20 protein-coding genes and 1 tRNA gene are annotated in these 25,260 nt (G+C 27.2%); 12 read left to right on the top strand and 9 right to left on the bottom strand.

What is annotated here, in order from left to right; translation table 11 throughout:
* Window positions 1-7 precede the first annotated feature (7 nt).
* From BUB01_RS21220 to BUB01_RS21235, 4 genes are all read left to right on the top strand, one after another.
* Window positions 8-1,096, top strand: a complete 1,089-nt coding sequence (locus BUB01_RS21220) for a DUF871 domain-containing protein (protein WP_072993311.1) — start codon at window positions 8-10, stop codon at window positions 1,094-1,096.
* 24 nt (window positions 1,097-1,120) lie between these two features.
* Window positions 1,121-1,966: a MurR/RpiR family transcriptional regulator gene (locus BUB01_RS21225; protein WP_072993314.1), complete on the top strand. Its 846-nt coding sequence runs from the start codon at window positions 1,121-1,123 to the stop codon at window positions 1,964-1,966.
* A 272-nt stretch (window positions 1,967-2,238) separates the two neighbouring features.
* A tRNA-Gly gene (locus BUB01_RS21230) sits at window positions 2,239-2,312 on the top strand.
* Between the two features lie 446 nt (window positions 2,313-2,758).
* Window positions 2,759-3,217: a GNAT family N-acetyltransferase gene (locus BUB01_RS21235; protein ID WP_072993317.1), complete on the top strand. Its 459-nt coding sequence runs from the start codon at window positions 2,759-2,761 to the stop codon at window positions 3,215-3,217.
* Window positions 3,218-3,329: 112 nt separating this feature from the next.
* On the opposite strand, the gene BUB01_RS21240 is transcribed toward BUB01_RS21235, so the two are convergent.
* From BUB01_RS21240 to BUB01_RS21250, 3 genes are read right to left on the bottom strand one after another with little or no spacing between them, the layout of a single operon-like run.
* Entirely contained in the window at window positions 3,330-3,983 is a 654-nt protein-coding gene (locus BUB01_RS21240; RefSeq protein WP_072993320.1) for a DUF1292 domain-containing protein, read from the bottom strand.
* 8 nt (window positions 3,984-3,991) lie between these two features.
* Entirely contained in the window at window positions 3,992-4,645 is a 654-nt protein-coding gene (locus tag BUB01_RS21245) for a PspA/IM30 family protein (protein ID WP_072993324.1), read from the bottom strand.
* Window positions 4,646-4,682: 37 nt separating this feature from the next.
* Window positions 4,683-5,606, bottom strand: coding sequence for a hypothetical protein (locus BUB01_RS21250; protein WP_143152549.1), 924 nt, complete (start codon window positions 5,604-5,606; stop codon window positions 4,683-4,685).
* A gap of 400 nt (window positions 5,607-6,006) precedes the next feature.
* On the opposite strand from BUB01_RS21250, the gene rpsA reads away from it, so the two are divergent.
* On the top strand, window positions 6,007-7,176 hold the full coding sequence (gene rpsA, locus BUB01_RS21255) for a 30S ribosomal protein S1 (RefSeq protein ID WP_072993329.1): 1,170 nt from the start codon (window positions 6,007-6,009) through the stop codon (window positions 7,174-7,176).
* Between the two features lie 268 nt (window positions 7,177-7,444).
* Here rpsA and pyk read toward each other — a convergent pair whose 3' ends face one another.
* Window positions 7,445-8,863, bottom strand: coding sequence for a pyruvate kinase (pyk, locus tag BUB01_RS21260; protein WP_072993332.1), 1,419 nt, complete (start codon window positions 8,861-8,863; stop codon window positions 7,445-7,447).
* 158 nt (window positions 8,864-9,021) lie between these two features.
* Between pyk and BUB01_RS21265 the strand changes: the two genes are divergently transcribed.
* Entirely contained in the window at window positions 9,022-10,476 is a 1,455-nt protein-coding gene (locus BUB01_RS21265) for an aminoacyl-histidine dipeptidase (protein WP_072993336.1), read from the top strand.
* A 56-nt stretch (window positions 10,477-10,532) separates the two neighbouring features.
* On the opposite strand, the gene BUB01_RS21270 is transcribed toward BUB01_RS21265, so the two are convergent.
* Both BUB01_RS21270 and BUB01_RS21275 read right to left on the bottom strand, forming a co-directional pair.
* On the bottom strand, window positions 10,533-11,072 hold the full coding sequence (locus BUB01_RS21270) for an MORN repeat-containing protein (protein ID WP_072993339.1): 540 nt from the start codon (window positions 11,070-11,072) through the stop codon (window positions 10,533-10,535).
* A 231-nt stretch (window positions 11,073-11,303) separates the two neighbouring features.
* Window positions 11,304-12,137, bottom strand: a complete 834-nt coding sequence (locus BUB01_RS21275; protein WP_159433288.1) for a diguanylate cyclase domain-containing protein — start codon at window positions 12,135-12,137, stop codon at window positions 11,304-11,306.
* 482 nt (window positions 12,138-12,619) lie between these two features.
* Between BUB01_RS21275 and BUB01_RS21280 the strand changes: the two genes are divergently transcribed.
* From BUB01_RS21280 to BUB01_RS21295, 4 genes are all read left to right on the top strand, one after another.
* Complete coding sequence (locus BUB01_RS21280) at window positions 12,620-13,795, top strand: M20 metallopeptidase family protein (RefSeq protein WP_072993346.1); 1,176 nt, start codon at window positions 12,620-12,622, stop codon at window positions 13,793-13,795.
* A 44-nt stretch (window positions 13,796-13,839) separates the two neighbouring features.
* The gene (locus BUB01_RS21285) at window positions 13,840-14,472 is read left to right on the top strand and encodes a DUF5105 domain-containing protein (protein ID WP_072993349.1); all 633 of its coding nucleotides are present in this window, start codon (window positions 13,840-13,842) and stop codon (window positions 14,470-14,472) included.
* Between the two features lie 269 nt (window positions 14,473-14,741).
* A complete protein-coding gene (locus BUB01_RS21290) occupies window positions 14,742-15,806 on the top strand; it encodes an AI-2E family transporter (RefSeq protein ID WP_072993352.1) in 1,065 nt (354 codons plus the stop codon).
* A gap of 375 nt (window positions 15,807-16,181) precedes the next feature.
* Window positions 16,182-18,221, top strand: a complete 2,040-nt coding sequence (locus BUB01_RS21295; protein ID WP_072993355.1) for an HD domain-containing phosphohydrolase — start codon at window positions 16,182-16,184, stop codon at window positions 18,219-18,221.
* 195 nt (window positions 18,222-18,416) lie between these two features.
* Here the strand turns inward: BUB01_RS21295 and BUB01_RS21300 are convergent, their stop codons facing one another.
* The 3 genes from BUB01_RS21300 to BUB01_RS21310 form a co-directional block, all read right to left on the bottom strand.
* Window positions 18,417-18,866: a DUF1097 domain-containing protein gene (locus tag BUB01_RS21300; RefSeq protein WP_072993358.1), complete on the bottom strand. Its 450-nt coding sequence runs from the start codon at window positions 18,864-18,866 to the stop codon at window positions 18,417-18,419.
* 251 nt (window positions 18,867-19,117) lie between these two features.
* Window positions 19,118-20,881 carry a glycoside hydrolase family 35 protein gene (locus BUB01_RS21305; RefSeq protein ID WP_072993361.1) on the bottom strand — a complete coding sequence of 588 codons (1,764 nt, stop codon included), beginning with the start codon at window positions 20,879-20,881 and terminating at the stop codon, window positions 19,118-19,120.
* 99 nt (window positions 20,882-20,980) lie between these two features.
* Window positions 20,981-21,619, bottom strand: a complete 639-nt coding sequence (locus BUB01_RS21310) for a lactate utilization protein (RefSeq protein WP_072993365.1) — start codon at window positions 21,617-21,619, stop codon at window positions 20,981-20,983.
* 360 nt (window positions 21,620-21,979) lie between these two features.
* Between BUB01_RS21310 and BUB01_RS21315 the strand changes: the two genes are divergently transcribed.
* Together BUB01_RS21315 and BUB01_RS21320 are read left to right on the top strand one after the other, a co-directional pair.
* Window positions 21,980-24,685 (top strand): sigma-54-dependent transcriptional regulator, encoded by a 2,706-nt coding sequence (locus BUB01_RS21315; protein ID WP_072993368.1) that lies wholly within the window; start codon window positions 21,980-21,982, stop codon window positions 24,683-24,685.
* 140 nt (window positions 24,686-24,825) lie between these two features.
* Window positions 24,826-25,239 carry a PTS sugar transporter subunit IIA gene (locus BUB01_RS21320; RefSeq protein ID WP_072993371.1) on the top strand — a complete coding sequence of 138 codons (414 nt, stop codon included), beginning with the start codon at window positions 24,826-24,828 and terminating at the stop codon, window positions 25,237-25,239.
* The last annotated feature ends 21 nt before the right edge of the window (window positions 25,240-25,260 follow it).

Raw genomic sequence — 25,260 nt, forward strand, 5'->3', positions numbered from 1 at the left:
AGAAGAAATGAGAAAATTAGGTATATCGATTTATCCTATGCACAATTCTGTTGATGAAATTAAGGAATATATAGATTTAGCAGCAAAATATAATTTTAAAAGAGTGTTTACATGCCTTTTATCAGTTGAAGGTGAAAAAGAAATAATATTAAAAGAATTCAAGGAAACTATAGAACATGCAAATAAATATGGCATGGAGGTTATAGCAGACATAAGTCCAAAAGTTTTCAAAGACCTAGGAATAAGTTATAAAGATTTAAGGGATTTTAAAAAACTTGGAGTTTATGGAATACGATTAGATCAAGGATTTACTGGAATTGAAGAATCTATAATGACATTTAATAAAGAAGACTTAAAAATTGAATTTAATATGAGTAGTGGCACAAAATATATAGAAAATATTTTTTCATACAAGCCAAATACAAATAATATTTTAGGATGTCATAATTTTTATCCACATAAATATACGGGATTAAGCTATGAGCATTTTATAAAAACTAGTGAGCAATTTAAAAAGTTAGGTATTGTAACTGCTGCATTTATATCATCTTCTAATGCACAATATGGACCTTGGCCTGTAAGTGAAGGATTATGCACAATTGAAGTACATAGAGAACTTCCAATAGTAGTACAAGCTAAACACTTATGGATAACAAACTTAATTGATGATATAATTATAGCAAATGCTTTTGCATCAGAAGAAGAATTAAAACAATTAAGTGAAATTGATCAATATTGTTTAACATTAAAATGTGAATTAAATGAAGAAATACCAGAGATTGAAAAAAGGATAGTGCTTGAAGAATTTCACTTTAATAGAGGCGATGTGTCAGATTATGTAATTAGATCAACTCAAAGTAGGGTTAAATATAAAGGACATGATTTTAGAGTTTTTAATACTCCAGATATTAAAAAGGGAGATATTATAATTGAAAGTTCACTTTATGGTCATTATGCAGGTGAAATGCAAATAGCAAAGCGTGATATGAAAAATTCAGGCAAATCAAATGTAGTAGGAAGGATAAATAAAGATGAACTGTTTTTATTAGATTATATAGAACCATGGGGAAAATTCAAATTAATAGAAGGAGAATGAATATAAAAGGTAAAGGAGAATTATATGAATTGTTCACTTTTAATAAAACAAATTCAAGAATCAATGACAGAGTCAGAAAAAAAGATAGCTGAATATGTATTGAATAATCCGGGTGATGTTTATAAATTTTCAGCAAATCAATTAGGAATGGTTACAGAAACAAGTGCTGCTAGTGTTGTAAGATTTGCTAAGAAACTAGGGTTTGATGGGCTTCAAGAGTTTAAGATTGCTTTAGCTAAAGATGATAATATAACAACTGAAGATGTAGATTATGAATATATAAATACTGATGATACAATAAAAGAAGTAATGGTTAAAATTAGTAATAAAAATATAAAGAGTATAAATGATACAGTTGTTTTACTTGATGAAAAGAAAATTGAAGAAGCTGTAAGGGCTATTCAAAATGCCAAAAATATATATATTTTTGGTGTTGGGCAATCTGCATTAATAGGTATGGACTTACAATATAAATTAAGTAGAATACGTAAAAATGCATTAATGAATTTAGACAGTCATTTACAAATTTCAATTGCAGCTAATATGTCTGAAGATGATGTTGCTATTGGAATATCTTATTCAGGAAAAACAAAAGAAGTATATAATGCATTAAGCAAATCCAAAGAAAAAGGAGCAAAATGTATTACGATAACGAAGTTTGGAGATAATCCAGTTGCTTCGTTAGGTGATATTAATATACAAGTTCCAGGTGTAGAAAAGGATTTAAGAGTTGGTGCTATATCATCTAGGATAGCACAACTTACAATAATTGATATATTATTTATTGGAGTAGCAAAAGATAATTTTCCTATGGTTGATAAATATTTAAAAGAAACAAGAAATATGGTAGAAGATCTTAAGTTAAAGTAAGTTAAAAATATAAACACAAATTTAAAATTGAAAGAGGTCATTTTTTAATGAAGATTTCTTAAATGAAGTCAGAATTAAAAATGATTTTTTTATTATTTAGATAAGTTATTTTAAAATTTGTAAATAATTTTAATTATAAGAACAAAATTCATGATTAATAAGATGGTTTTTTTAGTATATAAAAATAAATTTTAAAACATATTGAAAAATATGTATAATGGGTTTATAATAATAAATGAAAATATTTTAATTATTAAAATTTAATAAAATATGCGGGTGTAACTCAATGGTAGAGTTCTAGCTTCCCAAGCTAGCTACGTGGGTTCGATTCCCATCACCCGCTCCAAATTAAAACCGCTAAGATTATTCTTAGCGGTTTATTTTTGATTAAATAAAAGGTTTATAGGTAATTTTATATGAAAATATATTGATTTTACATAATTTTTTCAATACAAAAAACAGATGTAATAGATTTATTACATCTTATAGGAATTAAATTTAAAAAGTATATTTACAAATCTCAAAAAATGATATATAATAAAAAGTTAAAAACTTTTTATTATTCTTCTTTAACTATTTATTTTATTTTAACTCAAAAATAGTAAATGTACAAGATATAATGAATATTTATATGGATACATTTATTATATTAATAAATATTAATTGTGATGCATTAGAAAGAATCATACCAACTAATTTGGAATTTAATATTGTTAACAGCAGATGATATAATATTTCTTAGTAGAGACGTCTTATACTAATTATAAATAGATTTTAAAAGGAGATTATAAAATGAAAATTGAATTTAAAAGAGCAACAATTGATGATGTTGATAAATTAATTGTTGTACAAAATCAGAGCTTCTATTCTGATTTTATTAAATATGGAGAATGTCCTGCATATAATCATTCTAAAGAAAGTATGACTAATATTATTCTAAACAAAATAACATATAAAATAATTTGTAATAATCAAATAGTAGGTGACATTGCTGTTAAAGATAATAATGATAGCACATACTTTCTAGGGGGTATTTGTGTGGTACCAGATTATGAGAACCATGGAATTGGACAACAAGCCATTAAGTTTATAGAGAGCCAATTCCAGAGAGCAACTGTTTGGACTTTAGAAACGCCTGCTGATAAGGAAAGAAATCATTATTTTTATAAAAAGATGGGATATAATATCGTAGATGAATATATGGATGGGAATGTTAGAGTAGTGCTGTTTGAGAAGAAAATTACCTTATAAAATGAATCTAATTCAAAGTGAAGCTATTTAATTTTATTCTCTTACCTTGTAGTTTTATTTACAATAAAAAGACAGCCAAATTATGAAATAACTTGGCTGCCTTTAGATAGCTTTAGTTTTGGAAAGTATCTACAATGAAATCAAATTCATTAGGATCCGAAATTTCACCGTAATTATCTTCACTAATGCCTGGATAATAGTAAAGAACAAATTTATCTTCTTTATCCATAATATTTTCAATTATTATATATTGTCTATCAAGTTCACAATCTTGTAGAGTGGCAAGAACCATATATCTTGATGGTCTACCAGTATTATTGTTTGTCAAATTTAATATAAAGTTATCATGAATAGTCATATTGATTTTTTCATGATCACATTTCTTAATAAAAGAATTTTCTCTACAACCGCTACAAGTATTAAAGTTACAATCTTTAGGACAATTTAGACAAGCACATTTCGCACAATTATTTAATTGGTTAAATGTTTTTCTATTATCATTTTTGTAAGAAGAAACAAGATTAATAGAATTGTTATCTTTAAACTTACCTAAAAATGATTTAGATTGCTTATTTACATCTGCTTCAGCAGAATCTAAAAGAGAAACATATTTTTTTAAAACATCAACTTGCCCATAATATTTTCTTATTTTAAGTGTCTGTTCAGAAAGAAAAGGAGCTACGTTATCAATAGCGTAGCTAAGGTCTACATAAACCTTTCCCCAATTATCTTTCTCAGACTTTATAAAGTCTAAGTCTCTACTCATATTTTCACCTATTGATTCTTATATTTTGCAAGTTCAGCGTCTAGGTCGCTAGTAGCACCTAAAGCTTCAAATTCATTTTCTAAACTATCAACTTGTTTTAAGTCGCCTAAGCCATCAGCAAGAGCTTCTTTTCTTTGAATTTTTCTTTCAATATCATCAATTTTTATTGAGTTAGTTTTAGTTTGAACATTAGCAAGTATTTCGTTAACTTGTTTTGATGCTTCAGCGTTATTCATTCTAGCAGCAGCTTCGTCTCTGTAACTTCTAGTCTTTTGAATTTCATCTTCTAAGTTTCTAAGATTCTTCTTAAGCATTTCAGCTTTAGCACTAGCTTCATTGTAGCTAGCTTGAAGAGATTGGTATCTCTTGTCTGCATCTAATTTTCTTTCAAGAGCTCTCTTAGCTAATTCATCATTTCCTTTAGCTACAGCAAGCTTTACTTTTTCTTCCCAGTCTTTTGAATCTTTTTGAGCAGCAGCCATTTTCTTTTCAGTTTCATGAACATTACCTAAAACTTGAGCTGAACTTAGTTTAGCTTTATTTAAGTTTTCTTCCATATCTCGAACTTTTTGATCTAAAAGTTCTATTGGATTCTCCATTTCATCTAATGTATTATTAACCTTTGCCTTAAACATGTTTGATACTCTTGTAAATACACCCATTTGTATTACCTCCAAAAATTTTATTTTTTAATATTTTTTATTTTTTTCTACGTTTTTTAATAAATTTTATTATAAAAACTAATAATACTATAAATATTATTAATTTAAATATACCGCCTATAACAGAGGCTGGAGAACTGTAGTAATGTCCACCTCCCCCTCCAAAGAATGGTATAGGTATTGGAATGAAGCTTCTTTTACTACTTCCACCACTAGAGTTACTTGAATCACCTGAACTTTTTGAATCCTTTGAACTTGAGCTAGATGGTGGTGTATCTTTTGAATTTGAAAAGCTACCAGACTTAAAACCTCCAGACGAGGATTTAGGAGAGGAGCTTGAGTTACTAGAACTAGAACTTCCAGAACTAGAACTTCCAGAGTTTGAAAAACCGCCAGATTTAAAACCGCCTGAGGACGATTTTGGTGAAGAGCTAGAACTCTTAGAACCACTTGAAAAACCACCAGAGGATTTGAAACCACCTGAAGAAGGTTTAGAGCTTGTAATAGTTATATTATCGCTAGAATCTTTTGATTTACTGGAGCTATAACTATTAGAGCTTGAAAAACCATCAGATTTAAATCCGCTTGAAGATGATTTTGGTGAAGAGCTAGAACTCTTAGAATCACTTGAAAAACTACCAGATTTAAAACCACTTGAAGATGATTTTGATGAAGAGTTAGAACTCTTAGAACCACTTGAAAAACCACTAGAGGATTTAAAACCACCTGAAGAAGGTTTTAATGCAAGAAGTTTATCATTACTCAAGTCAGTTATATTTAAATTATCTATTGTAGCTTCCTTTGGAGTTTCAATAGTGCTTGCATAAGCAATATTATCATTTGTAATTTGTGGTCTTACTAAATCAATACCACCTATTAGAAGATTTGATATTGAAAAGATAAAGACCATTACTGATGTTACGAAAATACGGTTTTTAATAAACTTACGAATCTTTTTCACCTCACTCGCTTTATTTATTAACCATGAGTTTATTATACAGTATAAAATACTGTATTTCAACTTTAAAAATAACTCATTTTAGGTTATTTTTAAAGAAAAATGGTTAAAGATATTTATTTTTCATGTTATAAGCTAATATTATCTCTTTTTTGCTTTAATTATTACCATTATATATGGTTTTTAAAAACTCTTTTTGTTGGATAAATAAAATTTTTAAGCAAAATAATGTATTTGTAAGTGAGTGTAAAATATTAACTTACGGTATATTTTAGATTATAACATAAAACAATTATTATATAAATTTAAGAATGTAAAATTTTATAAAATCTTGTTTTCATCATCATACTTATGTAAAATAAATAGTATGATAGAAAGAAATAAACTTAAGGAGATGACTAATATGACTACAGAACAAAAAGAAATTTTATCAATGGAAGATGCAATGCAAGAATACGATTTAAAAAGAATAAACAGAGGGGATTTAATAAAGGGTAAGGTAATAAATGTTACTGAGGAAGAAGTTTTTATAAATATAGGTTCTTATAAAGATGGAGTAATAACTAAAGAAGAACTTTCAGAGGATAAAGATGTTAAACCTTCAGATATATTAAAAGTTGATGATGAAGTATTTGTTATGGTTTTAGGAGTAGGTAAGGGTGAAGAGAGTATACTTTTATCTAAAAAGAGAGCAGATGCTATTAAGGTATGGGAAAAAATAAAAGAAGTTTCAAAAAATAATGGTGAAATAAATATTATAATAAAAGAAGTTGTTAAAGGTGGATTAGTTGGATATTTTGAAGGTGTTAGAGTATTTATGCCAGCTTCACAATCAGCAGCTAGAAGAATAGATGATTTAACCATTTTTATAGGTAAAAGTTTAGAAGTAAGAATAATAGAATTTGACAAGAATAGAAATAAAGTAGTTGTATCAAGAAGAATAATAGAAGAAGAAATAAAAGAAAAAGAACAAACAGTTCTTTGGAATTCTCTAAAAAAAGGAGAAAAGAGGACTGGTACTGTAACTAAGCTTATGAAATTTGGAGCATTCGTGAATATAGGTGGATTAGAAGGATTAGTTCATAATTCGGATCTTTCATGGAAAAGAATAACTGATCCATCAGAAATTGTTTCAGTTGGTGATGAAGTTACAGTATATGTTCAAGAATTTGATAGAGATAAAAACAGAATTTCTTTAGCAATGAAGGAAGTTAATAAAAATCCATGGCAATTACTAAATGGAAAGTATAAAGTTAATGATGTTATAAAAGTTAAGATTGTCAAATTTGTAAATTTTGGTGCTTTTGCAGAAGTTGAACCTGGTGTTGAAGGACTTATTCATATAGCTGAAATATCAGAGGATAACATAGCTAAGGCTTCAGATGTATTAGAAATGGGCCAAGAAGTTAAGGTTAAAGTTTTAAGTATTGATGAAGAAGCTCATAAGATGAGTTTAAGTATAAAAGAAGCTACAGAATCTTCAAAGGAATATTTAAAATATAATGACACTGAAGAAGAAGCTACCATTGGTGATTTGTTTAAAAATGCATTGGAAGGTTTTAAATTCGAATAGAATATATTTTTATAATTATTTTTGATAGGGTGGTGCACTAGGACCACTCTATTTTTTTGTATTAAAATTAGGAGTTTTTATACAAATACATATAGGAACTAAATGAAGGAATAATTATTATGGCTTTGGAAAAGTAAGTGTTAGTGTAGCAATAAAGTTAGTTACAATTATTGAATAGTACTATAAAATGAATTTCAGTGGTATGTATAATTAAAATTAAAGAATTGAGAGTAAAATCATATAAACTCTCAATTCTTTATTATAAAATTTAAACTTTTTCTATTTTAAACATATTAGTTCCACCTATATGAGAGGTTGGCATACCAGCAGCTATTATAATTGTTTCATTAGTTTCAGCTACTCCAATATTTTTAACTACTTTTTTAGCTTCAGAAATTATCTCATCAGTAGAATTAAACATCTCACATTTTTCAGGCATAACACCAAAGTTAAGTGCAAGGCTTCTTCTTACCCAATCAAAAGGAGTTATAGCTATAATTGGGCAACTAGGTTTATATTTAGATAATAACCTAGCAGTAGCTCCACTTTGTGTAGCTGCTACTATTGCTTTAGTTGGAAGTTTTATAGCAGTTTTTGCTGCAGAATAACTTATAGCATCACTAAAAGCTGAAAGGCTAGGTTCTCTTAAATTATTTATCATATGCTCATAGTCTAAATTAGCTTCAGTTTCTTTAGCTATCCTAGACATAGTAGATGCTGCTTCAATAGGATAGCTACCAGAAGCACTTTCGCCACTTAGCATTATAGCATCTGTTCCATCAAAAATAGCATTACAGATATCACAAGCTTCAGCTCTTGTAGGTCTAGAGTTTCTAATCATAGAATCTAACATTTGAGTTGCTGTTATAACTATTTTGCCAGCTTCATTACATTTTTTAATTATACGTTTTTGTATTATAGGAACATTTTCTATAGGAATTTCAACTCCCATGTCTCCACGAGCTACCATAACACCATCAGTAACTTCAATGATTGAATCTATGTTATCTACACCTTCTTGATTTTCTATTTTGGAAATTATTTTTATGTTTTCGCCACCGTGGCTATTTAGGACTTTTCTAACTTCTGAAACATCAGAGGCTTTTCTTATAAATGAAGCAGCTACAAAGTCTACTTTCATTTCGCAGCCAAATATTAAATCAGAAATATCCTTTTCAGTTATAGCAGGAAGTTTAATTTCTACATTAGGTACATTTACACCTTTATGATTTTTAATAAGACCTCCTACAATAACTTCACAAATTATGTTTTTTCCTTTAACTTCTTTAACTTTAAATTCCAAAAGTCCATCATCAACTAAGATTGAACCATCTACTTTTATATCTTGATATAAAATATCATAGGAAATTGAGCATTTAGTTTCATCACCTAGAATCTCTTCTCCACATACAAAAGTAAATTCATTACCTTCTTTAAGATTAACACCATCATTAATAAAGTTATGGGTACGTATTTTAGGACCCTTAACGTCTAATAATATAGCTGTGGGAGAATTAAGTTCGGTTCTTAATTTTTTTATTAGTTCTATTTTTTCTTTATGGGTTTCATGAGTACCATGTGAAAAGTTTAATCTAGCAGCACTCATACCTATTTTGATAAATTCTCTTAATACTTCTTCATTTTCACTTGCTGGGCCTATTGTGAAAATCATTTTTGTTTTTTGCATATAACCACCTCTTTATAATGTTAATATATATATAATTTATACATATTTTCTCAGTAAGGTTGAATAAAAGTAAGAATTATGAGATTATATTGATAAAGAAAACATATAATACTATATTATATATTCTACCACAAATTATTCGAAAGGATGCGACAGAAATGAAAGTTTTACAAAATTTACAACCACATGACGTATTTAAATATTTTGAGGAATTATCTCAGATACCAAGAGGATCAGGTAATGAGAAGCAAGTAAGTGATTACTTAGTTAACTTTGGTAAAGAACTAGGTCTTGAAGCTATTCAAGATGAAGCTTTAAACGTTATTATAAAGAAGCCAGGAACTAAGGGATATGAGAATTCACCTACAGTAATTATACAAGGACATATGGATATGGTATGTGAAAAAAACAAAGATACTGAGCATGATTTTGAAAAGGATCCATTAAAGCTTAGAATAGAAGGAGACTATATATATGCAACTGGAACTACTTTAGGAGCAGATAATGGTATAGCTGTAGCTTATGGTATGGCTGTTTTAGCTTCAAAAGATTTAGCTCATCCACCAATAGAGTTACTTGTAACTTCAGATGAAGAAGCTGGTATGGGTGGAGCTATGGCTCTTAAAAAAGAACATATTTCAGGTAAAATACTTCTTAACATAGATTCAGAAGAAGAAGGGTTCTTACAAGTTAGTTGTGCAGGTGGTGTTAGAACTAATGTAGCCTTAGATATTGAATGGGAAGATGCTAATGACACATTAAAAGCTTTAGATATTAGAGTGAGAGGCTTAAAGGGTGGTCATTCTGGTATGGAAATAAATAAGGAAAGAGGAAATTCTAATAAGCTTATGGGAAGAGTTTTAAATGCTATAGCAGATAATGTAGAATTTAATCTAGCTTCATTAAATGGCGGTTCTAAGAACAATGCTATTCCAAGAGAATGTGATGCTGTAATTCTTGTTAAACCTTCTCAAGTAGATGTTGTTAAAGAAATAGTAGCTCACTTTGATGGAATATTTAAAAAAGAATTAGAGGTTCAAGATGAAAATGTAAGGTTAGAAATAGAAGATATAGCTTTGCCTAAAAAGATGTTTTCAAAGGAAACAACTGATAAGGCAGTTATGTTATTACACCTTATACCAAATGGTGTAGATACTATGAGTAGAGTAATAAAGGACTTAGTACAAAGTTCAACAAACCTTGGAGTAGTAACTACTACAGAAAATTCAGTTGAATATGATAGTGCAACTAGAAGTTCTGTTGCAACATTAAAAGAAGAAATAGTATTAAGAACTAGAAATATATCAAACTTAATAGGAGCTAATTTCTCTACACATGCAGATTACCCTGCTTGGGAATATAATCCAAACTCAAAACTTAGAGAAGTATGTCAAAAGGTAATGAAAGCTCAAACAGGAAAAGAAGCTGAAGTTATAGCTATGCATGCAGGTCTTGAATGTGGTTTATTTAGTGAAACACTTGGTAAAGACATAGATATGATAAGCTTTGGTCCTAATATGTATGATGTTCATACACCAAATGAGCACGTAAGTATATCATCCGTAAAGAATGTTTGGGATTTCTTAGTTCAAGTATTAATTGAACTTAAATAATTAAAATACAAAAACTCTCCACAAATTTATTGTGGGGAGTTTTGTATTTGATATTTTTATAGTTTTACACCATTTTCATAGGTTCCAATATGAGAAACACCATCTTTATCTATAAATATACCTTGACCGTGTCTTTCATCATTTTTCCATTCACCCATAAATTTTGAACCATCATTTAAAATTTGTATACCATAACCGCTTCTTTCGTCATTTAACCAATTACCTATATAAGTATCTCCATTATCCCATGTGTAAACACCATATCCTGATTTTGAGCCTTTATCCCAAGTACCTACATAACTTTCACCATCTGGCCAAGAGTAAGAACCATTCCCGCTCATCTCATCGTTTACCCAGCTACCTACATATTTTTCTCCATTAGCCCAATACATGTTACCTTGTCCGTGCATTTCATTTTCTTTCCAATTGCCGATATATTGAGTTCCATTGCTATATGTAAATACTCCAAATCCATGTTTCTTATCATTTAGCCTAGCACCTTCGTATTTACCAAAAGTTACATGACCTTCAGGTTCTTTTTTTTCTGATATTTTAAAATTTGTAGTTTTTAAATTTTTTATATTTATTTTAGACATAATAACTTCTCCTTTTAATATAAATTATTTAATTAGTGTTCCTCTAATTTTATGTATTATGATAATTAACTACTTTGCTATTTTAGACATGTTTAATTATGAAAACTGAAAGTTTTTTGCTTTCAGAAAAAAAGTAATAATGATTTTCAACCATTTACTCTAAATTATTTTTTATACATATAAATCATAACATGGTTAGTTTATCTTAAAATAAAAAAAACAACAAGTTTTTTAAAAAATTTGTTGCTTTTTATTAAATTCATCTATATAAGAGTATGGAATTATTTTGTTGTTTTTTGAAAGTTTAGCATGTTTTAACGCAATTCTAGCATAAGATATTAGATCGAATTCATTATATACAGTATGGTTAGAACATGATATACCAATAGAAAAATTAAAATTGTATTTTGAATTAATAATAGGACCACTAATAAGAGCATCGTTAGCTGTGGCTACTATATTATGGCATAAATTCAAAGCATCTATTTCATTTTTTGAAGGTAAAATTAGAATTAGTATATTTTTTTTATAAGGAACTAAAATATCATTATTATTCAAATGATATTTTATTATTTTAAATATATCATCTATTAATGGATTATATTTATTAGAATTAAAATCATCAAAATTAATATTATCAACGCTTATTAAAGCTACACAAATATTAGTATTATCTTTAAAACTCTTGTTTAGTAAAAGTTTTAAATCATTAAAAGAAAATTTATTATTTTTTTTAAAACTTATAAGTTCTGTATCAATTAAATTTTCAAGATTATTTATGTTTGATTTTGCAAAGTTTACAAAATATCCAATTAATATTGAACTAAAGAAAAAAGAACAACTGATTAGTAATTCTTTTTTAAAATAAATATTTAAAGGATAATTGATTCCATACCATAAATCTAAAATTAATAGTGATATTGTTGATAGAATTGCATAACAAAAGCTGGTTTTCATTCTGAATTCTATACTAGAGGTTATGATAATAAATAGAAATAACAATTTAAAATTACTATCATGTCCACCTGAATTTAGTAATGTTAATATATAGATTAAAAAAAACATTAAATCTTCAAAAAATGTAAATGTTTTTGAATGTTTGTTGTAAATATTATTTTTATTAGTATATCGTAAAAATGTATAAACAAACATTAAAATTATTAAGGAAAAACAAACTAAATGTAAAATGTGATATATTAATAAATTTGGATTTATATAATATTTTGATATAAAAATACAAACAGTTGAAAAAAATAAAAAAGCTATTTTAATTAAGAATACTATATTCTTAATTTTATGCTCAGTTTTTTTTATTAAGGTCATTCAAATTTCCATCCTTTGTACTATATTAGTAGATAAAAAGTAATTAATAGTAATAAATCTTTAATTAATATTAATTATAGCATAAAAGGAATTAAAAAGAAAATGCGTGTTAAAAATATACAAAAAGGATATAAAGTTCATATATTGTTATTATAAATAAACCTCTCTCTGCATAGCATATTCAAAGTTTTTAGTAGATTTAGTTTTAAGAAAGGGTGGATAAGATGGTAGTAAATAATATAGATAAAAAGTATGAGGAATATATTATAAAAGTAAGACGATATCTTCATCAGAATCCAGAATTATCGTGGAAAGAGTATAACACTAGTAGAATGATAGAGAAAGAGTTAAAGGATATAGGGATAAAAACTGAAAGAATTGGAAATGTTGGAGTTGTAGGAATTATAGAAACAGGAAATGATGGGAATGTAGTAGGCTTAAGAGCAGATATGGATGCATTACCAATAGAAGAGAAAACAGATGTTGAGTATAAGTCTAAAAATAAATTTATGCATGCTTGCGGGCATGATTGTCATATGGCGATGTTGTTAGGAGCTAGTAAGTATATTTTTGATATTAGACACAGTTTAAAAGGTAAAATAAAATTAGTGTTTCAGCCAGCTGAGGAAACAGGTCTAGGAGCTAAAATTATAATTGATTCTGGGTTTTTAGATGATGTCAAGTATATGTTTGGAATGCATATATGGGGAGAATTAGAAAGTGGAAAATTTAGTTTTGAAAAGGGTGCAGTAATGGCATCAGCAGATACTATTACAATTAAAATAGATGGAAATGCGAGCCATGGTGCTAGTCCGGAAAATGGAATAGATGCAATTGTTACAGCTGCAGCTATAATATTAAACATTCAATCTATAGTAAGTAGAAATATAGCTCCAGTAGAGCCAGCAGTCATAACATTAGGAACTATTAATGGTGGAGATAGAGAAAATATAATTCCTAAATATGTTGAGATTAAAGGGACTGTAAGAACATTTTCAAATGAAGTAAGAAAAAATGTAGAAGATAGATTAAGAAATGTTATTGAAAATACAGCAAGAACTTATGGGGCAAAAGCATCTTTAGAATATGTGTATTGTCCACCACCACTTATAAATGATAATGAATTAGTAGATTTAGTTAATAATATAGTTACTGATATTTTTGGAAAAGAAGAGCTTACTACGATGGGAAAAATAATGGCATCAGAGGATTTTGCATTTTATGCTGAAAATATTAGGAGTATATATGGTTTTTTGGGATGTGGAAGTAAAAATATAGGAAAATATCCCAATCATAGTGATAAATTTGTCGTAGATGAAAAAGTTTTAAACATGGGAGCCAATTTATATGTAGAATTTGTGAAAAAAATATTGAAAAGTAATTTACAAATAATTCATTAAATGCTATTATATAACTGACTAAATATTTTTAGGGGGGATAAAAAATGAAGGTCAGAAGGAAAAAATTATTATTAGTACTTGGGGTAACATTTTTATTGGGGGGAAGTATGGTAGCTTGCAAAGAGAAAATAGAAGCTACGCCAACAGAGACTGCTCAAATTACATTAGACTTTATTTTAAAGGGAGATAAAGCTAAAGTAAGTAAAGTTGGAATAACAGATGAAGATATTAAAAAATTCAATGAAGCTTATGATAAAGAGTTTAAAAGTTCATTTAGTAATGAAGTTTCTAAAGGTGGGGTAAATGTAAATAAAGAAGAAGTTGATAAGTTAAATGATTCTTTTAAAAAAGCTTTAGCTAAGGTAGAATATACAGTTAAAGATGAGAAGATAACAGATAAAACTGCAGAAGTTAATATAGAATTTACACAATTAAATATGGAAAAAGTTCTAGCTGAAACTGAAAAAGTATATTTAGAAAAAGCAACTACAAATCCACCAAAAACTGAAGAAGAAGGTATGAATATGTTTATGAGTTTATATGCTGACGAAATAGCTAAGGCACCATTAGCAACTAAAAAAGTCACAAAAACATTAGAATTCAAACAAAACTCTAAATATTGGGAAATAACTAATGCAGATAAAATATTAGCAGATGCAATTGATATGGCTAATTAATTAAATAGATGGGTAAACTAAATTTATAAAGTTTAGTTTGCCTATTTTTTATTTTCTTGTTTTTTAAAAGTGAATTATTAGTAGATAAATTGGCAAAATTAAAGCTTTATTTATTAAATACAAGTTTTAAATAGAAAGATTTGTTTATTAAGAAAATCTTAATTTTTAAACAACTATTCTTAAATATATCTTATATATTTTATATTTTGTTGAAAAAAGGATTTCTTTAAATTATTATAAGTGTAAGATGGTAGCTTGGAGGAGAATATATGGAGTATTTAATTAACTTGTTTAAAAAAGATTTTATGAAAAGAATAGTCGTTTTTGTAGTTCTAGGAATAATTATTTGGTTTCTAAAACCAGTTATAAATATGTTGCTTTTAACTTTTATATTTATATATATAAGTAACACAATAGAAAATTTTATAATAAATAAAACATCTAAATATATTAAAATCAAAGATCAGATATTAACTTTGGTTTTATATATTTTAATGTTTTTCTTTCTTGCGTTTTTGATATATAGATATATACCATTATTAGTTTCTCAAAGTATAGAAATGCTAAGCAAAGTATCAAACATAAAAATAAATATAGATCGTACAGATGATCCTTTATTAAATCATATGCAGAGAGTTATAGGACAAATAGATATAAAAGGTTATACTAAGGATAGTCTAAATACACTATTAACATTCGCAACACATGTAGGAAAGGGTAGTATCAATGTATTTATGGCATTCATGTTAAGCATGTTTTTTATGCTTGAAAAACGTAAAATTAAAATTTTTGCTGATAAATTTAAAGAAAGTAAAATAAGTGGTATGTGGGTTTATGTAAGAGAGTTTGGAAATAGTTTTTTAAATTCTTTTGGAAAGGTTATGCAAGCTCAAATATTGATAGCCTTTGTAAATAGCATATTATCAATTATAATATTATGGTTTATGGGCTTCCCTCAATTGGTAGCACTTTGGGCGATGATATTTGTATTAAGTTTAATACCAGTTGCAGGAGTTATAATATCACTTATACCATTATCTTTAATAGGGTATCAGATAGGTGGAGTAAGAGATATAGTCTGGGTAATTGGACTTGTAATAGTTCTTCATGGATTTGAAAGTTATGTTTTAAATCCTAAGTTCATGTCAGATAAAACAGAATTGCCTATATTTCTTACATTTATTGTGCTTATAGTTTCAGAGCAACTTTTAGGAGTATGGGGACTTTTAATAGGGATTCCACTATTCATATTTATATTAGATTTTCTTGGGGTAAAATTTACCTCTAGTGATTTTAAAAAAAAGGTTAATAAAGAAAAAGATGAAGAATCTTAATTTGTATAAGAGTTCTTGCAAAGTTTGGTTGTAAGAACTCTTTTTATATACAATTTTATATATGTATGTCCTAATATGCTTTTTACAAAATACATATTATATTTATTTTGTGTTTAACACATGTATTAGTATAAATGTAGATTTTAAATTTTAAAAAATATATATAAATAATTAAAATTTTAGAAATATAGTATACATAAACAAGTTTTTGAAAAATATATTTTTTTATAGTTATTTTTGTATTAATTATTTAAAAATAAAAAAGTTTAATTATAAATATGTTGAAAAAATAAAAATAATATAGAGAAAAAAGTCGAATTAACGATAATTAATATATAGTTTAAAATAATTTGTATTCATAATAAGGTGGTGCTTATGAGTGTTAAGATAAAAATCATATTGATATCTTTTATAAGTTGTATATTAATAATAGTTTTGACTTCTAGTATATTTAATTTTATTATTTCAGGATATATCGATAAATTAGAAAATAATAATATAGAAGATTCTTTTGAAATATTAAATTCTATAATAAATAAAGAAGAAAATAATATGGGGAAAATAGCCATTGATTGGGCTCAATGGGATGAAACTTATAATTTTTTGGCAGATAAAAATAGTAATTTTATAAAAAATAATTTTAACAATAATACTATTAAAGAACTTAACTTGAATTTTATGATATTTACAGATACTAAAGGTGATATAGTTTATAGCGAAAATTATGATTTACCAAATGAAAAAATAAATTTATTAACAAAAAAATTGAATGAATATATAAGAAAATTAGGAGAGTTTAAAAATAATTCTCAAATATATTCTGGTATAGTGCTTATTGATAAAAAATTATTAATTGTTACAGCCGCTCCAATAACAACATCTAACACAAAATTAAAGAATAATGGAATATTAATAATTGCAAAACAGGTGGATAAGGAATTATTAGATTATATTAATAAAGTTACTAAAGCTCAGCTTAGTTTTCAAGAAATAATAGATTCAAAACAAACTAATACTTTTATATCAGTTAATAAGAATAATAGTTACATCATAGCAAGTAAACCATTAGAAGATATAATAGGGGATTGTAATATACTTTCAGTACTTTCTATAAAACGGGATACAAATTTTGAAAAACTATATTATTTTAAAGTTTTTATAATTATATTTTCATTAACGGTAACTGTGGTTATAGCTATGGAGGTTTTTATTAAGGATAAACTAATATTAAAACGTCTTAGAAGACTTTATGAATTTATTGATGATGTTGCAATAACAAAGGATACAACTGCTCGTGTAGAAATATCTGGTAAAGATGAAATTTATGAGATAGGTAATGTTACGAATAAAATGTTAGCAGAATTAGATTCTCTTTATAAAGAAATTTTGTTTTTGAGTTACTCAGATAAATTAACTGGCTTGAGAAATAGAGCGTATATTGAAAAATGCTTTAACGAGCTAGATGCTGAAAATAATATTAATTATGCAATAATAATGGGAGATTTAAATGGATTAAAGTTTACGAATGATACTTTTGGGCATATTGAAGGTGATAGGCTACTTTATACAATGGCAAATATATTTAAGAGAACTTGCTCAGAAGATGATATTGTTGCTAGATGGGGAGGAGATGAATTTATGATATTAATTGTAAATAAAGATTCTTCATATGTAACAAATTTAATTGAAAATATTAAGAATGAATGTTTAAAAGTTGATGATTTTACGTTTAACCTTAGTATAGCATTAGGAAGTGTAGAAAAAAGTGAAGTTAAAGATTCAAGTATAGAAGTAGCATTGGGATTAGCAGAAGAGAGAATGTATAGAAATAAACTTATTGAAACACGAAGTGCAAGTAACTCTACTATTAGTTCTTTGTTAAAGACTTTAAATGAAAATCATAGTGAAACTGAAGAACATACTCAAAGAATTAAAAAACTAAGTTTAAAATTAGGTAAAAAACTTGGTTTATCACAAGATAAATTAGATGAATTAGAGTTATTAAGTATACTTCATGATATTGGAAAAATAGGAATCCCTGGAAATATATTAATGAAAAAGGGAAAGTTGACGGAAGAAGAATGGGAGATAATGAAGGAGCATACTGCAATCGGATATAGAATTGCTAAAGCAGCACCAAGACTTGCCCATGTTGCTGATGAAATACTTTGTCATCATGAAAGGTTCGATGGAACAGGGTATACTAAGGGGCTTAAAGGAGAAGAAATACCTCTTCTATCCAGGATTATAAATATTGTAGATTCTTTCGATGTTATGACAAATAATAGATGTTATAAAAAAGCTACTACCATTGAAAATGCTATTGAAGAATTAAAAAGATGTTCAGGAACACAGTTTGATCCAGCGCTTGTAAAGGTATTTATTGATCTTCTAATTGAAGAAAACTTTATTTAGTATATTAGTTAAGCAATAAAGTCTAACTTTAATATAAATTTCAGAGATATAGAAAAAATTTTAAGGAAGGACTTTATATTTGTAGTTATTAAAAAAATGTAGAATGAGTGGCGGGCTTTTAGGACATTAAAATAATATCCGTAGGTTAAAAATTAAAACCTACGGATATTGCTTTTGTAAAGGAGAACTATAAAGTTATTTTTTTATAGTTTTATATATGAATTCTCCAGTATAGTCAGAAGCGAAGCCTATAATAGCTCCACATATAAGTGAAGGAATAACTATTTTAAAGTCTCCATTAACTCCGAAGGTAGAACAGGCACCTAGAAATGCTCCTGGTATAAAATCAAGAGCTTTGAACCTTGCTTGATAGCACATAACAAAAGAAAATATTCCTGTAAATATATAACCTATATTAAATGGTAGCGCTTTCGTAGAAAAGAATATTATACATACAGCCCAAAAGACTCCAGTTATATTTGCAAATAAACTTTTTTTAAAACCAATTCTTTTTCCTCCAGAAGCAAAGTAGCTTGTACAACCTATAAAGCCTACCCAAGTTATAAGTCCAATTTTAACACTTAAAAATCCCCATAAGCCAGAATAAATACCAACTGAAATAGCAATTAACGTAAATAAGTCCATTGTGTAAGTCTCCTTTTTAAAATTTATCGTGTTATTGTATATAGATATTTTAAAGGTTTACAAATGGTATTTCAATAGTATTTTTTAGATATATAAGTTCTAATTAACTTTATACATTTAGATTATTCAAAATTGTAGACTGCTCTAAAAGTTTTGAATGTAGATTATTTATTAGAACCTATATATATTGTTTAAATAAAATAAAAACTATAGGCATATAAAAGATACATACCTATAGTTTTGCTGTTTTTTTATTTGGAGTATGAAGGTGTGTCTTGAAGCTTAATAATATCTGCATATTTACCTTCAGTTTCAAATATAATTATTTTATTTTCACCTTTCTTTAGTAAAGGTGCTGGTATATAAAGATAATTAACAGGTCCTATTTCCCAAAAACGACCTAAGTTAAAGTTGTTTATAAATGCTGAGCCTTTACCAAAGCCTTCTAAGTTAAGGAAGGTATCACCCATATTATCTTCAGAAATATTAAAAGTATATTCATAAAAAGCAGGTGTATTTTCTTTATAGCCTAAAGAAAAATCAATATTTTCTATATTATTAAGTTCTAAGGAATAATGATTCCATCCGCTATGATAGTGAATATCTACCATAACGCCATCTTTAATTCCTTTTCTTTGTGAAGTTGATACAAGTTTTGCTCCGTAGTTTATTCTTCCTACATTTTCAACTAATATGTCAACTATGTTATCATTTTCTTTATCTAGGGAAATAGGAATATTTTCTCCAAGTGTAGTTTGATATTGAGTAGTTATATGATTTTGGTTTACAAAAAGTTGAACTCTATCATCAGCAGAGACTATTTTGAATTTTTCTAAATCCCTCTTTTTACCTAGGTTAGATCTATATAAAATATAACCATAATTTTGATCAAGTTTTTCCATGTTTAAAGTGTTTTCTGAATAAACAGGTTTAGATAAAGTATCAAGGGTATTAAATAAGGAAACTTTTCTAGTAAGTTTAACTTCCCCTAAATTCACTTTTTTAATAGTTGTTGAGAATTGAACTTCAGGAATTTCTCTATATTTAGAAATAACACTTTTAAAACCTTCATATTTTGAAGTTATATCTCCCCATTCAGTAAGTAAAGCATCATAATCATAAGAAGTAGTTTGTGGATCTATTTCTCCGTGTAAGCTGCAGCCATTCATAAATCCGAAGTTAGTTCCGCCATGATACATATATACATTAGCATGTCCTAGTTTTAATAAATCATCAAATTCTTTAGTAGCATCTTCGGGATCTCTTCTTTTATGTTCTCCGCCCCAGTTATCAAACCAACCTATCCAGAATTCCATACACATAAGAGGACCTTTTTTTATAAACTCTTTAAGGTTTCCCATTTGTTCTATCGAACGAGATCCAAAATTTGCTGTAGGGAATACTCCCTCATTCATTATAGTTCCTGCTTCTAAAGCTTCTTCCCAAGCTCCATCAGATGTGAATAGAGGGACTGTAGTACCATGTTTGATCATTAGATCTTTAATTGTCTTAAGATATGTTTTTGAATTGCCAAAAGAGCCATATTCATTTTCAACCTGCATCATAATCACTGGTCCACCATTAGTTATTTGAAGTGGAGCTATATGCTTAAATAATTCTGCGTAGTAATCATCTACAGCCTTTAAATAACCTTCATGATTACTTCTAACTCTCATAGTGTCATCTTTTAAAAGCCAAGCTGGAAGTCCTCCAAATTCCCATTCTGCGCAAATATATGGAGATGGTCTAAGAATTACTAAAAAACCTAATTCTTCAGCAAGCTTAACGAATTTTACAACATCTTTAGAACCGGTAAAATCAAATTCTCCTTTTTTAGGTTCATGTATGTTCCAAGGAATATAAGTTTCAACTGTATTACAACCTAAAGTTTTAAGCTTTTCGAGTCTATCTCTCCAATATTCAGGAACTACCCTAAAGTAATGTAGTGCTCCGGAAATTATTTTGATTTTATCTTCATTAATGTAAAAATCATCTTTAATTTCAAATTTACCCATATTTAAATACCTCATTTCATTATATTTTGTCAGTACAAGATGTACTGTTTTTTTCTAGTCAATCATATCTGTTTTCTACGATTGTCTCTTGTATATTTATCAATAGCCTATTTCATCTCCGATGACTATTACAGTTATTCTACCATCAAATTTACCACCTTGTTTAACTATTGATACATAGTTACAAACTCTATCCTTAACATTACAGTCTTCACATATGCCAGTATTTGCACAAGGTGTTTTGTGTCTTATTCTTTTAGCATTCATAATAGCAACATTTTCAATTCTTTCCATAGCTGCATCTAAATCTTTAACTACTTTGTTGGCGCCAGTTACAATGATTACTTTTTTAGGGCCAAATATAATTCCAGCAGCTCTATTTCCTGAGCAGTCCATATTTACTAATTCACCTTTTTTTGTAATAGCATTTGTACTAGTTATTAAAAAATCTGCAATCATTGACTGTCTCATTATTTCAACTATTTCTGGAAAAGGTAGGTTTTGATATCTGTCATATAGCTTATAGTCTCCATCTCTAAAGTGAGGAATTATATCCATTTCATTTAGTGTGACAGAACCTCCTAAAGCTATACTTGAACCATTTGGTATCATAGAAAGTAAAGTTTCCTTTGCTTCATCTAAAGTATTCACATAAATAGCATTATAATTCTTGTTATTTAATATATCGACTATTTCTTTGCCATCACATTGAAGTTTCCATTTTTTTATATCATTCATATTAATTATCCTTTCATTAATTTATTTAGTTATATTTATATAGTAGCAATATTTATGCCAATAGTTAGTGTCATAAATCTTTTGAAAAAAATGTGTTAAATGTAAATTTGGTTGCAAAAATTAAGGGGGAAATAATTAGTGTAATAGTTTTTTTAAATAAATTTATTACACTAAATTAATAGTAAGTTAATTTAAGCTCTTAAAAAATTTAAATTTATCATTAATATATATAAAAAATATTTATTTTGCAAAAAAGATAAATAAATTAGAATTTATTGTAGAAATAAATTATAATTAGTTCATGAAACGTTTACTTTAATTAAAGAAACATTTGATAAAAAAATTTGGGGGATAAAAAATATGACGAATAAGGAAAAAGTTTACGAACAATTAATTCTTTTAAGTAAAAAAGTCGAATTAGATGACACTAATCAAGGTGTAACAGCTATTGAAATTTCTGAGATTTTAAAGCTTCAAAGAAATGTAATTAGTCACTATTTAAATGAGCTAGCAAGAGAAGGCCTAGCATATAAAACTAATACACGTCCAGTTTATTTTTTAGATATAAATATTAAAAAGAAGAAAGATGGACAAGAGGTAAAAAGTAGTAATGATCCATTTACAAAGTTGATAGGGTATAATGGAAGTCTTAAAGAGCAAGTGGAACAGTGTAAAGCTGCAGCTGTTTATCCTATTACTGGTTTACCTATTACACTAACAGGGAATAGTGGAGTTGGTAAGAGTTTTATAGCAAACCTTATATATGAATATGCTGTGGAAAAAGGTTGTATAGAAAAAGATGCTCCTTTTGTGACTTTTAACTGTGCAGATTATGCGAATAATCCTGAACTTTTATCAGCTAATCTTTTTGGATATAAAAAAGGAGCCTTTACTGGAGCTGAAAAAGATACTATAGGAATAATAGAAGAAGCTAATGGAGGATATCTATTTTTAGATGAGGTGCATAGATTAAGTCCAGAAGGGCAAGAAAAACTATTTTTATTTTTAGATAAGGGGGAGTTTAGAAGAATTGGAGAAACTGGAAGTTGGAGAAAATCAAAGGTAAGGTTTATATTTGCAACAACAGAGGATTTAGATAAGGTACTGTTAGATACATTTAGAAGAAGAATACCTATATTTGTAGAAATACCAAGCTTAGAAAAAAGAAGAATAAATGAAAGAGTTCATATGGTTCATTCTTTTTATTTAAATGAAGCTAAGAAAATAGATAAAGATTTGGTAATAAGTAAAAATGTTATAAACACACTTTTATCTATAAAGGGAAATGGTAATATAGGATTACTTAAAAATATAATAATAGCAAGTTGTGCTAACGCTTATAGAAATCAATTAAATAATGAAGTTTTAGAAATAGATATAAATGACTTTCCTAACAAAATAAAAGGAAGTTTTCAAATTAAACAAAATTTTTATTCTGAAAATATGACTATATCTAAAAATCATATAATTGAAGAATTTCCTAAGTTAATTAGTACAGATGAAAATTCTATTATAAAGGAAGAGTTTAAGAATATAACAAAATTAATACAGCAGTTTAATACGGCTACTATAGATAATGATAAGTTTAAAAAACTTAGTACAGCATCAATGAATAAGGTGTTAAACGATCTTTCTTTCAACAAAACATATATAGAAACGGATATAGTAACTTATCAATTGGTATTTAAAATAGTAGAAAATGCTCTTTCATATATTCAGCAAAACTATGGAATAAAATATTATGGAAATACTTCAAAATTATTAACTTATTCAGTAATAATGCTTAAAAATATATCAATTACTGAAACTATTAGAAACTTTGATTTTAAATATTATGAAAAGATATTAAAGAAAAAGTTAAGTAAAAGCTATGTAATAGCAAAAAAAATGGATTCATTAATTCAAAACAGTTTAGATTATAATTGTGGGGAATTATTGATTGGATATTTAACTATATTTGTTAATAGCTTTTTGTTAAACATAAAAACAAATTGTAATGCATTTATAGTGGCTCATGGATTTTCTACTGCTAGTAGTATAGCTAGTGTAGCCAATACTTGCTATGAAGAGTTTATCTTTGAGGCTTTTGATATGCCACTAGATGTTACAACTGCTACAGTAGTTAAAAGTATAAAACAATATCTAGCAAATCTTAATACAGATAAAGGTACTATATTATTAGTAGATATGGGTTCTTTAAATGAAATATATACTGAACTTAAAAATGTAATAACAGGTGATGTTGGAATAATAAATAATATATCTACACAAATGGCTTTAGATGTAGCAAATAGAATATTAAATGATGAACCAGTAGAGGAAATAGTAAAAAAATGTGCAGAAAATAATAAAACAGAATATAGATACTATGAAGATCCTAAAAAGAAGAGTGCTATAATAGTAACTTGTATATCAGGACTTGGAACTGCAGAAAAACTTAGAGAAATTATGACTAAATGTGTAGGGGATGCTGAGATAGAAGTTATAGCCCATGACTATAATAGTCTTGTTAATGATATTCAAAATAATATGCTTTTAAAAAGTCATGATGTAAAGCTTATTATAACGACAACACCTTTAGTTGCAAATGGCATTCCTGTAATAGAACTTCAAAATATTATAAATGAAAATGGTGAAGAGGCTATAGCAGAAGCTCTTCAAGGAGTTGTTAAAAGAAAAAGATTAGAGGATATTAAGGATGATATTATTAAGTTTTTCTCTCTTCAAAATATATTAAATCAATTAACAATACTAAATCCAAATAAAATAATAGATGAAGTAAGTAAAATAATAAGTAACTTTGAATATGCCCTTAATATAAAGTTTGAAAGTAATTTAAAGTTAGCATTAACAATACACACAAGTATACTTATTGAAAGATTAGTACTTAGAGATGCTGTAACGTCACACCCAAATGAAGAGAATTTTATAAAGTGTCATAGTGACTTTATAGAGCTGTCAAAGGAAATCTTCAGTGAAATACTTAAAGAATATAGAGTAGAGATACCAATAGCTGAAATTGTTATCATTTATGAGATAATATCCTCCAGAGTTAAAATAAAATAGAATAATTTGAAAGCATTAAAAAATAAGCTTTACAGTCCTTTGAATAAATATATTATTATTAAAAAATAAAAATAATAAAAAGTACTGACACAAAGTTGGCATGCATCTTGCTTTATATATAGGCAAGGAGGTGATACTAAATGTACAAGGTTTTAGTAGTAAGTCATGGAGAATTATGTAAAGGGTTTAAAAGCGCTGTAGAAATGATATTAGGAAGTGAAGAAGATTTTGATATAGTTAGCTTAGATAATAAAGGAGTGGAAGTGTTCCATGAAAATCTTGAAAATAAGATAGCAGAATTAAAATCTGAAAATGATGAACTTCTAATATTATGCGATTTATTTGGCGGAACACCTTTTAATAAATCTATGATAGAAGCAGTAAGTAATGAAGCAATAAAAATTATCGCTGGTGTTAATTTAGCTATGGTTATAGAAGCTATAACAAATAAAAATAGAAATGTTGAAGAGGTAGTTAAGGAACTAGTAGATAATAGTAGAAACTCTATATTAGAAGGTGTCATCTGCAGAGATAAAAATGTCTCTGATGAATAATATATTTTAACAAAGGGAGGA

It is taken from the genome of Clostridium cavendishii DSM 21758 (assembly GCF_900141845.1).
GTDB lineage: Bacteria > Bacillota > Clostridia > Clostridiales > Clostridiaceae > Clostridium_AG > Clostridium_AG cavendishii.

Excerpts from the sequence above, each read along its gene's own strand:
- BUB01_RS21225 (WP_072993314.1), top strand. The coding sequence starts at position 1,121 with ATGAATTGTTCACTTTTAATAAAACAAATTCAAGAATCAATGACAGAG.
- BUB01_RS21310 (WP_072993365.1), bottom strand. The coding sequence starts at position 21,619 with ATGAATGATATAAAAAAATGGAAACTTCAATGTGATGGCAAAGAAATA.
- BUB01_RS21300 (WP_072993358.1), bottom strand. The coding sequence starts at position 18,866 with ATGGACTTATTTACGTTAATTGCTATTTCAGTTGGTATTTATTCTGGC.
- BUB01_RS21265 (WP_072993336.1), top strand. The coding sequence starts at position 9,022 with ATGAAAGTTTTACAAAATTTACAACCACATGACGTATTTAAATATTTT.
- BUB01_RS21275 (WP_159433288.1), bottom strand. The coding sequence starts at position 12,137 with ATGTTTTTTTTAATCTATATATTAACATTACTAAATTCAGGTGGACAT.
- BUB01_RS21295 (WP_072993355.1), top strand. The coding sequence starts at position 16,182 with ATGAGTGTTAAGATAAAAATCATATTGATATCTTTTATAAGTTGTATA.
- pyk (WP_072993332.1), bottom strand. The coding sequence starts at position 8,863 with ATGCAAAAAACAAAAATGATTTTCACAATAGGCCCAGCAAGTGAAAAT.
- BUB01_RS21305 (WP_072993361.1), bottom strand. The coding sequence starts at position 20,881 with ATGGGTAAATTTGAAATTAAAGATGATTTTTACATTAATGAAGATAAA.
- BUB01_RS21245 (WP_072993324.1), bottom strand. The coding sequence starts at position 4,645 with ATGGGTGTATTTACAAGAGTATCAAACATGTTTAAGGCAAAGGTTAAT.
- rpsA (WP_072993329.1), top strand. The coding sequence starts at position 6,007 with ATGACTACAGAACAAAAAGAAATTTTATCAATGGAAGATGCAATGCAA.
- BUB01_RS21285 (WP_072993349.1), top strand. The coding sequence starts at position 13,840 with ATGAAGGTCAGAAGGAAAAAATTATTATTAGTACTTGGGGTAACATTT.
- BUB01_RS21280 (WP_072993346.1), top strand. The coding sequence starts at position 12,620 with ATGGTAGTAAATAATATAGATAAAAAGTATGAGGAATATATTATAAAA.
- BUB01_RS21315 (WP_072993368.1), top strand. The coding sequence starts at position 21,980 with ATGACGAATAAGGAAAAAGTTTACGAACAATTAATTCTTTTAAGTAAA.
- BUB01_RS21220 (WP_072993311.1), top strand. The coding sequence starts at position 8 with ATGAGAAAATTAGGTATATCGATTTATCCTATGCACAATTCTGTTGAT.
- BUB01_RS21290 (WP_072993352.1), top strand. The coding sequence starts at position 14,742 with ATGGAGTATTTAATTAACTTGTTTAAAAAAGATTTTATGAAAAGAATA.
- BUB01_RS21270 (WP_072993339.1), bottom strand. The coding sequence starts at position 11,072 with ATGTCTAAAATAAATATAAAAAATTTAAAAACTACAAATTTTAAAATA.
- BUB01_RS21240 (WP_072993320.1), bottom strand. The coding sequence starts at position 3,983 with ATGAGTAGAGACTTAGACTTTATAAAGTCTGAGAAAGATAATTGGGGA.
- BUB01_RS21320 (WP_072993371.1), top strand. The coding sequence starts at position 24,826 with ATGTACAAGGTTTTAGTAGTAAGTCATGGAGAATTATGTAAAGGGTTT.
- BUB01_RS21235 (WP_072993317.1), top strand. The coding sequence starts at position 2,759 with ATGAAAATTGAATTTAAAAGAGCAACAATTGATGATGTTGATAAATTA.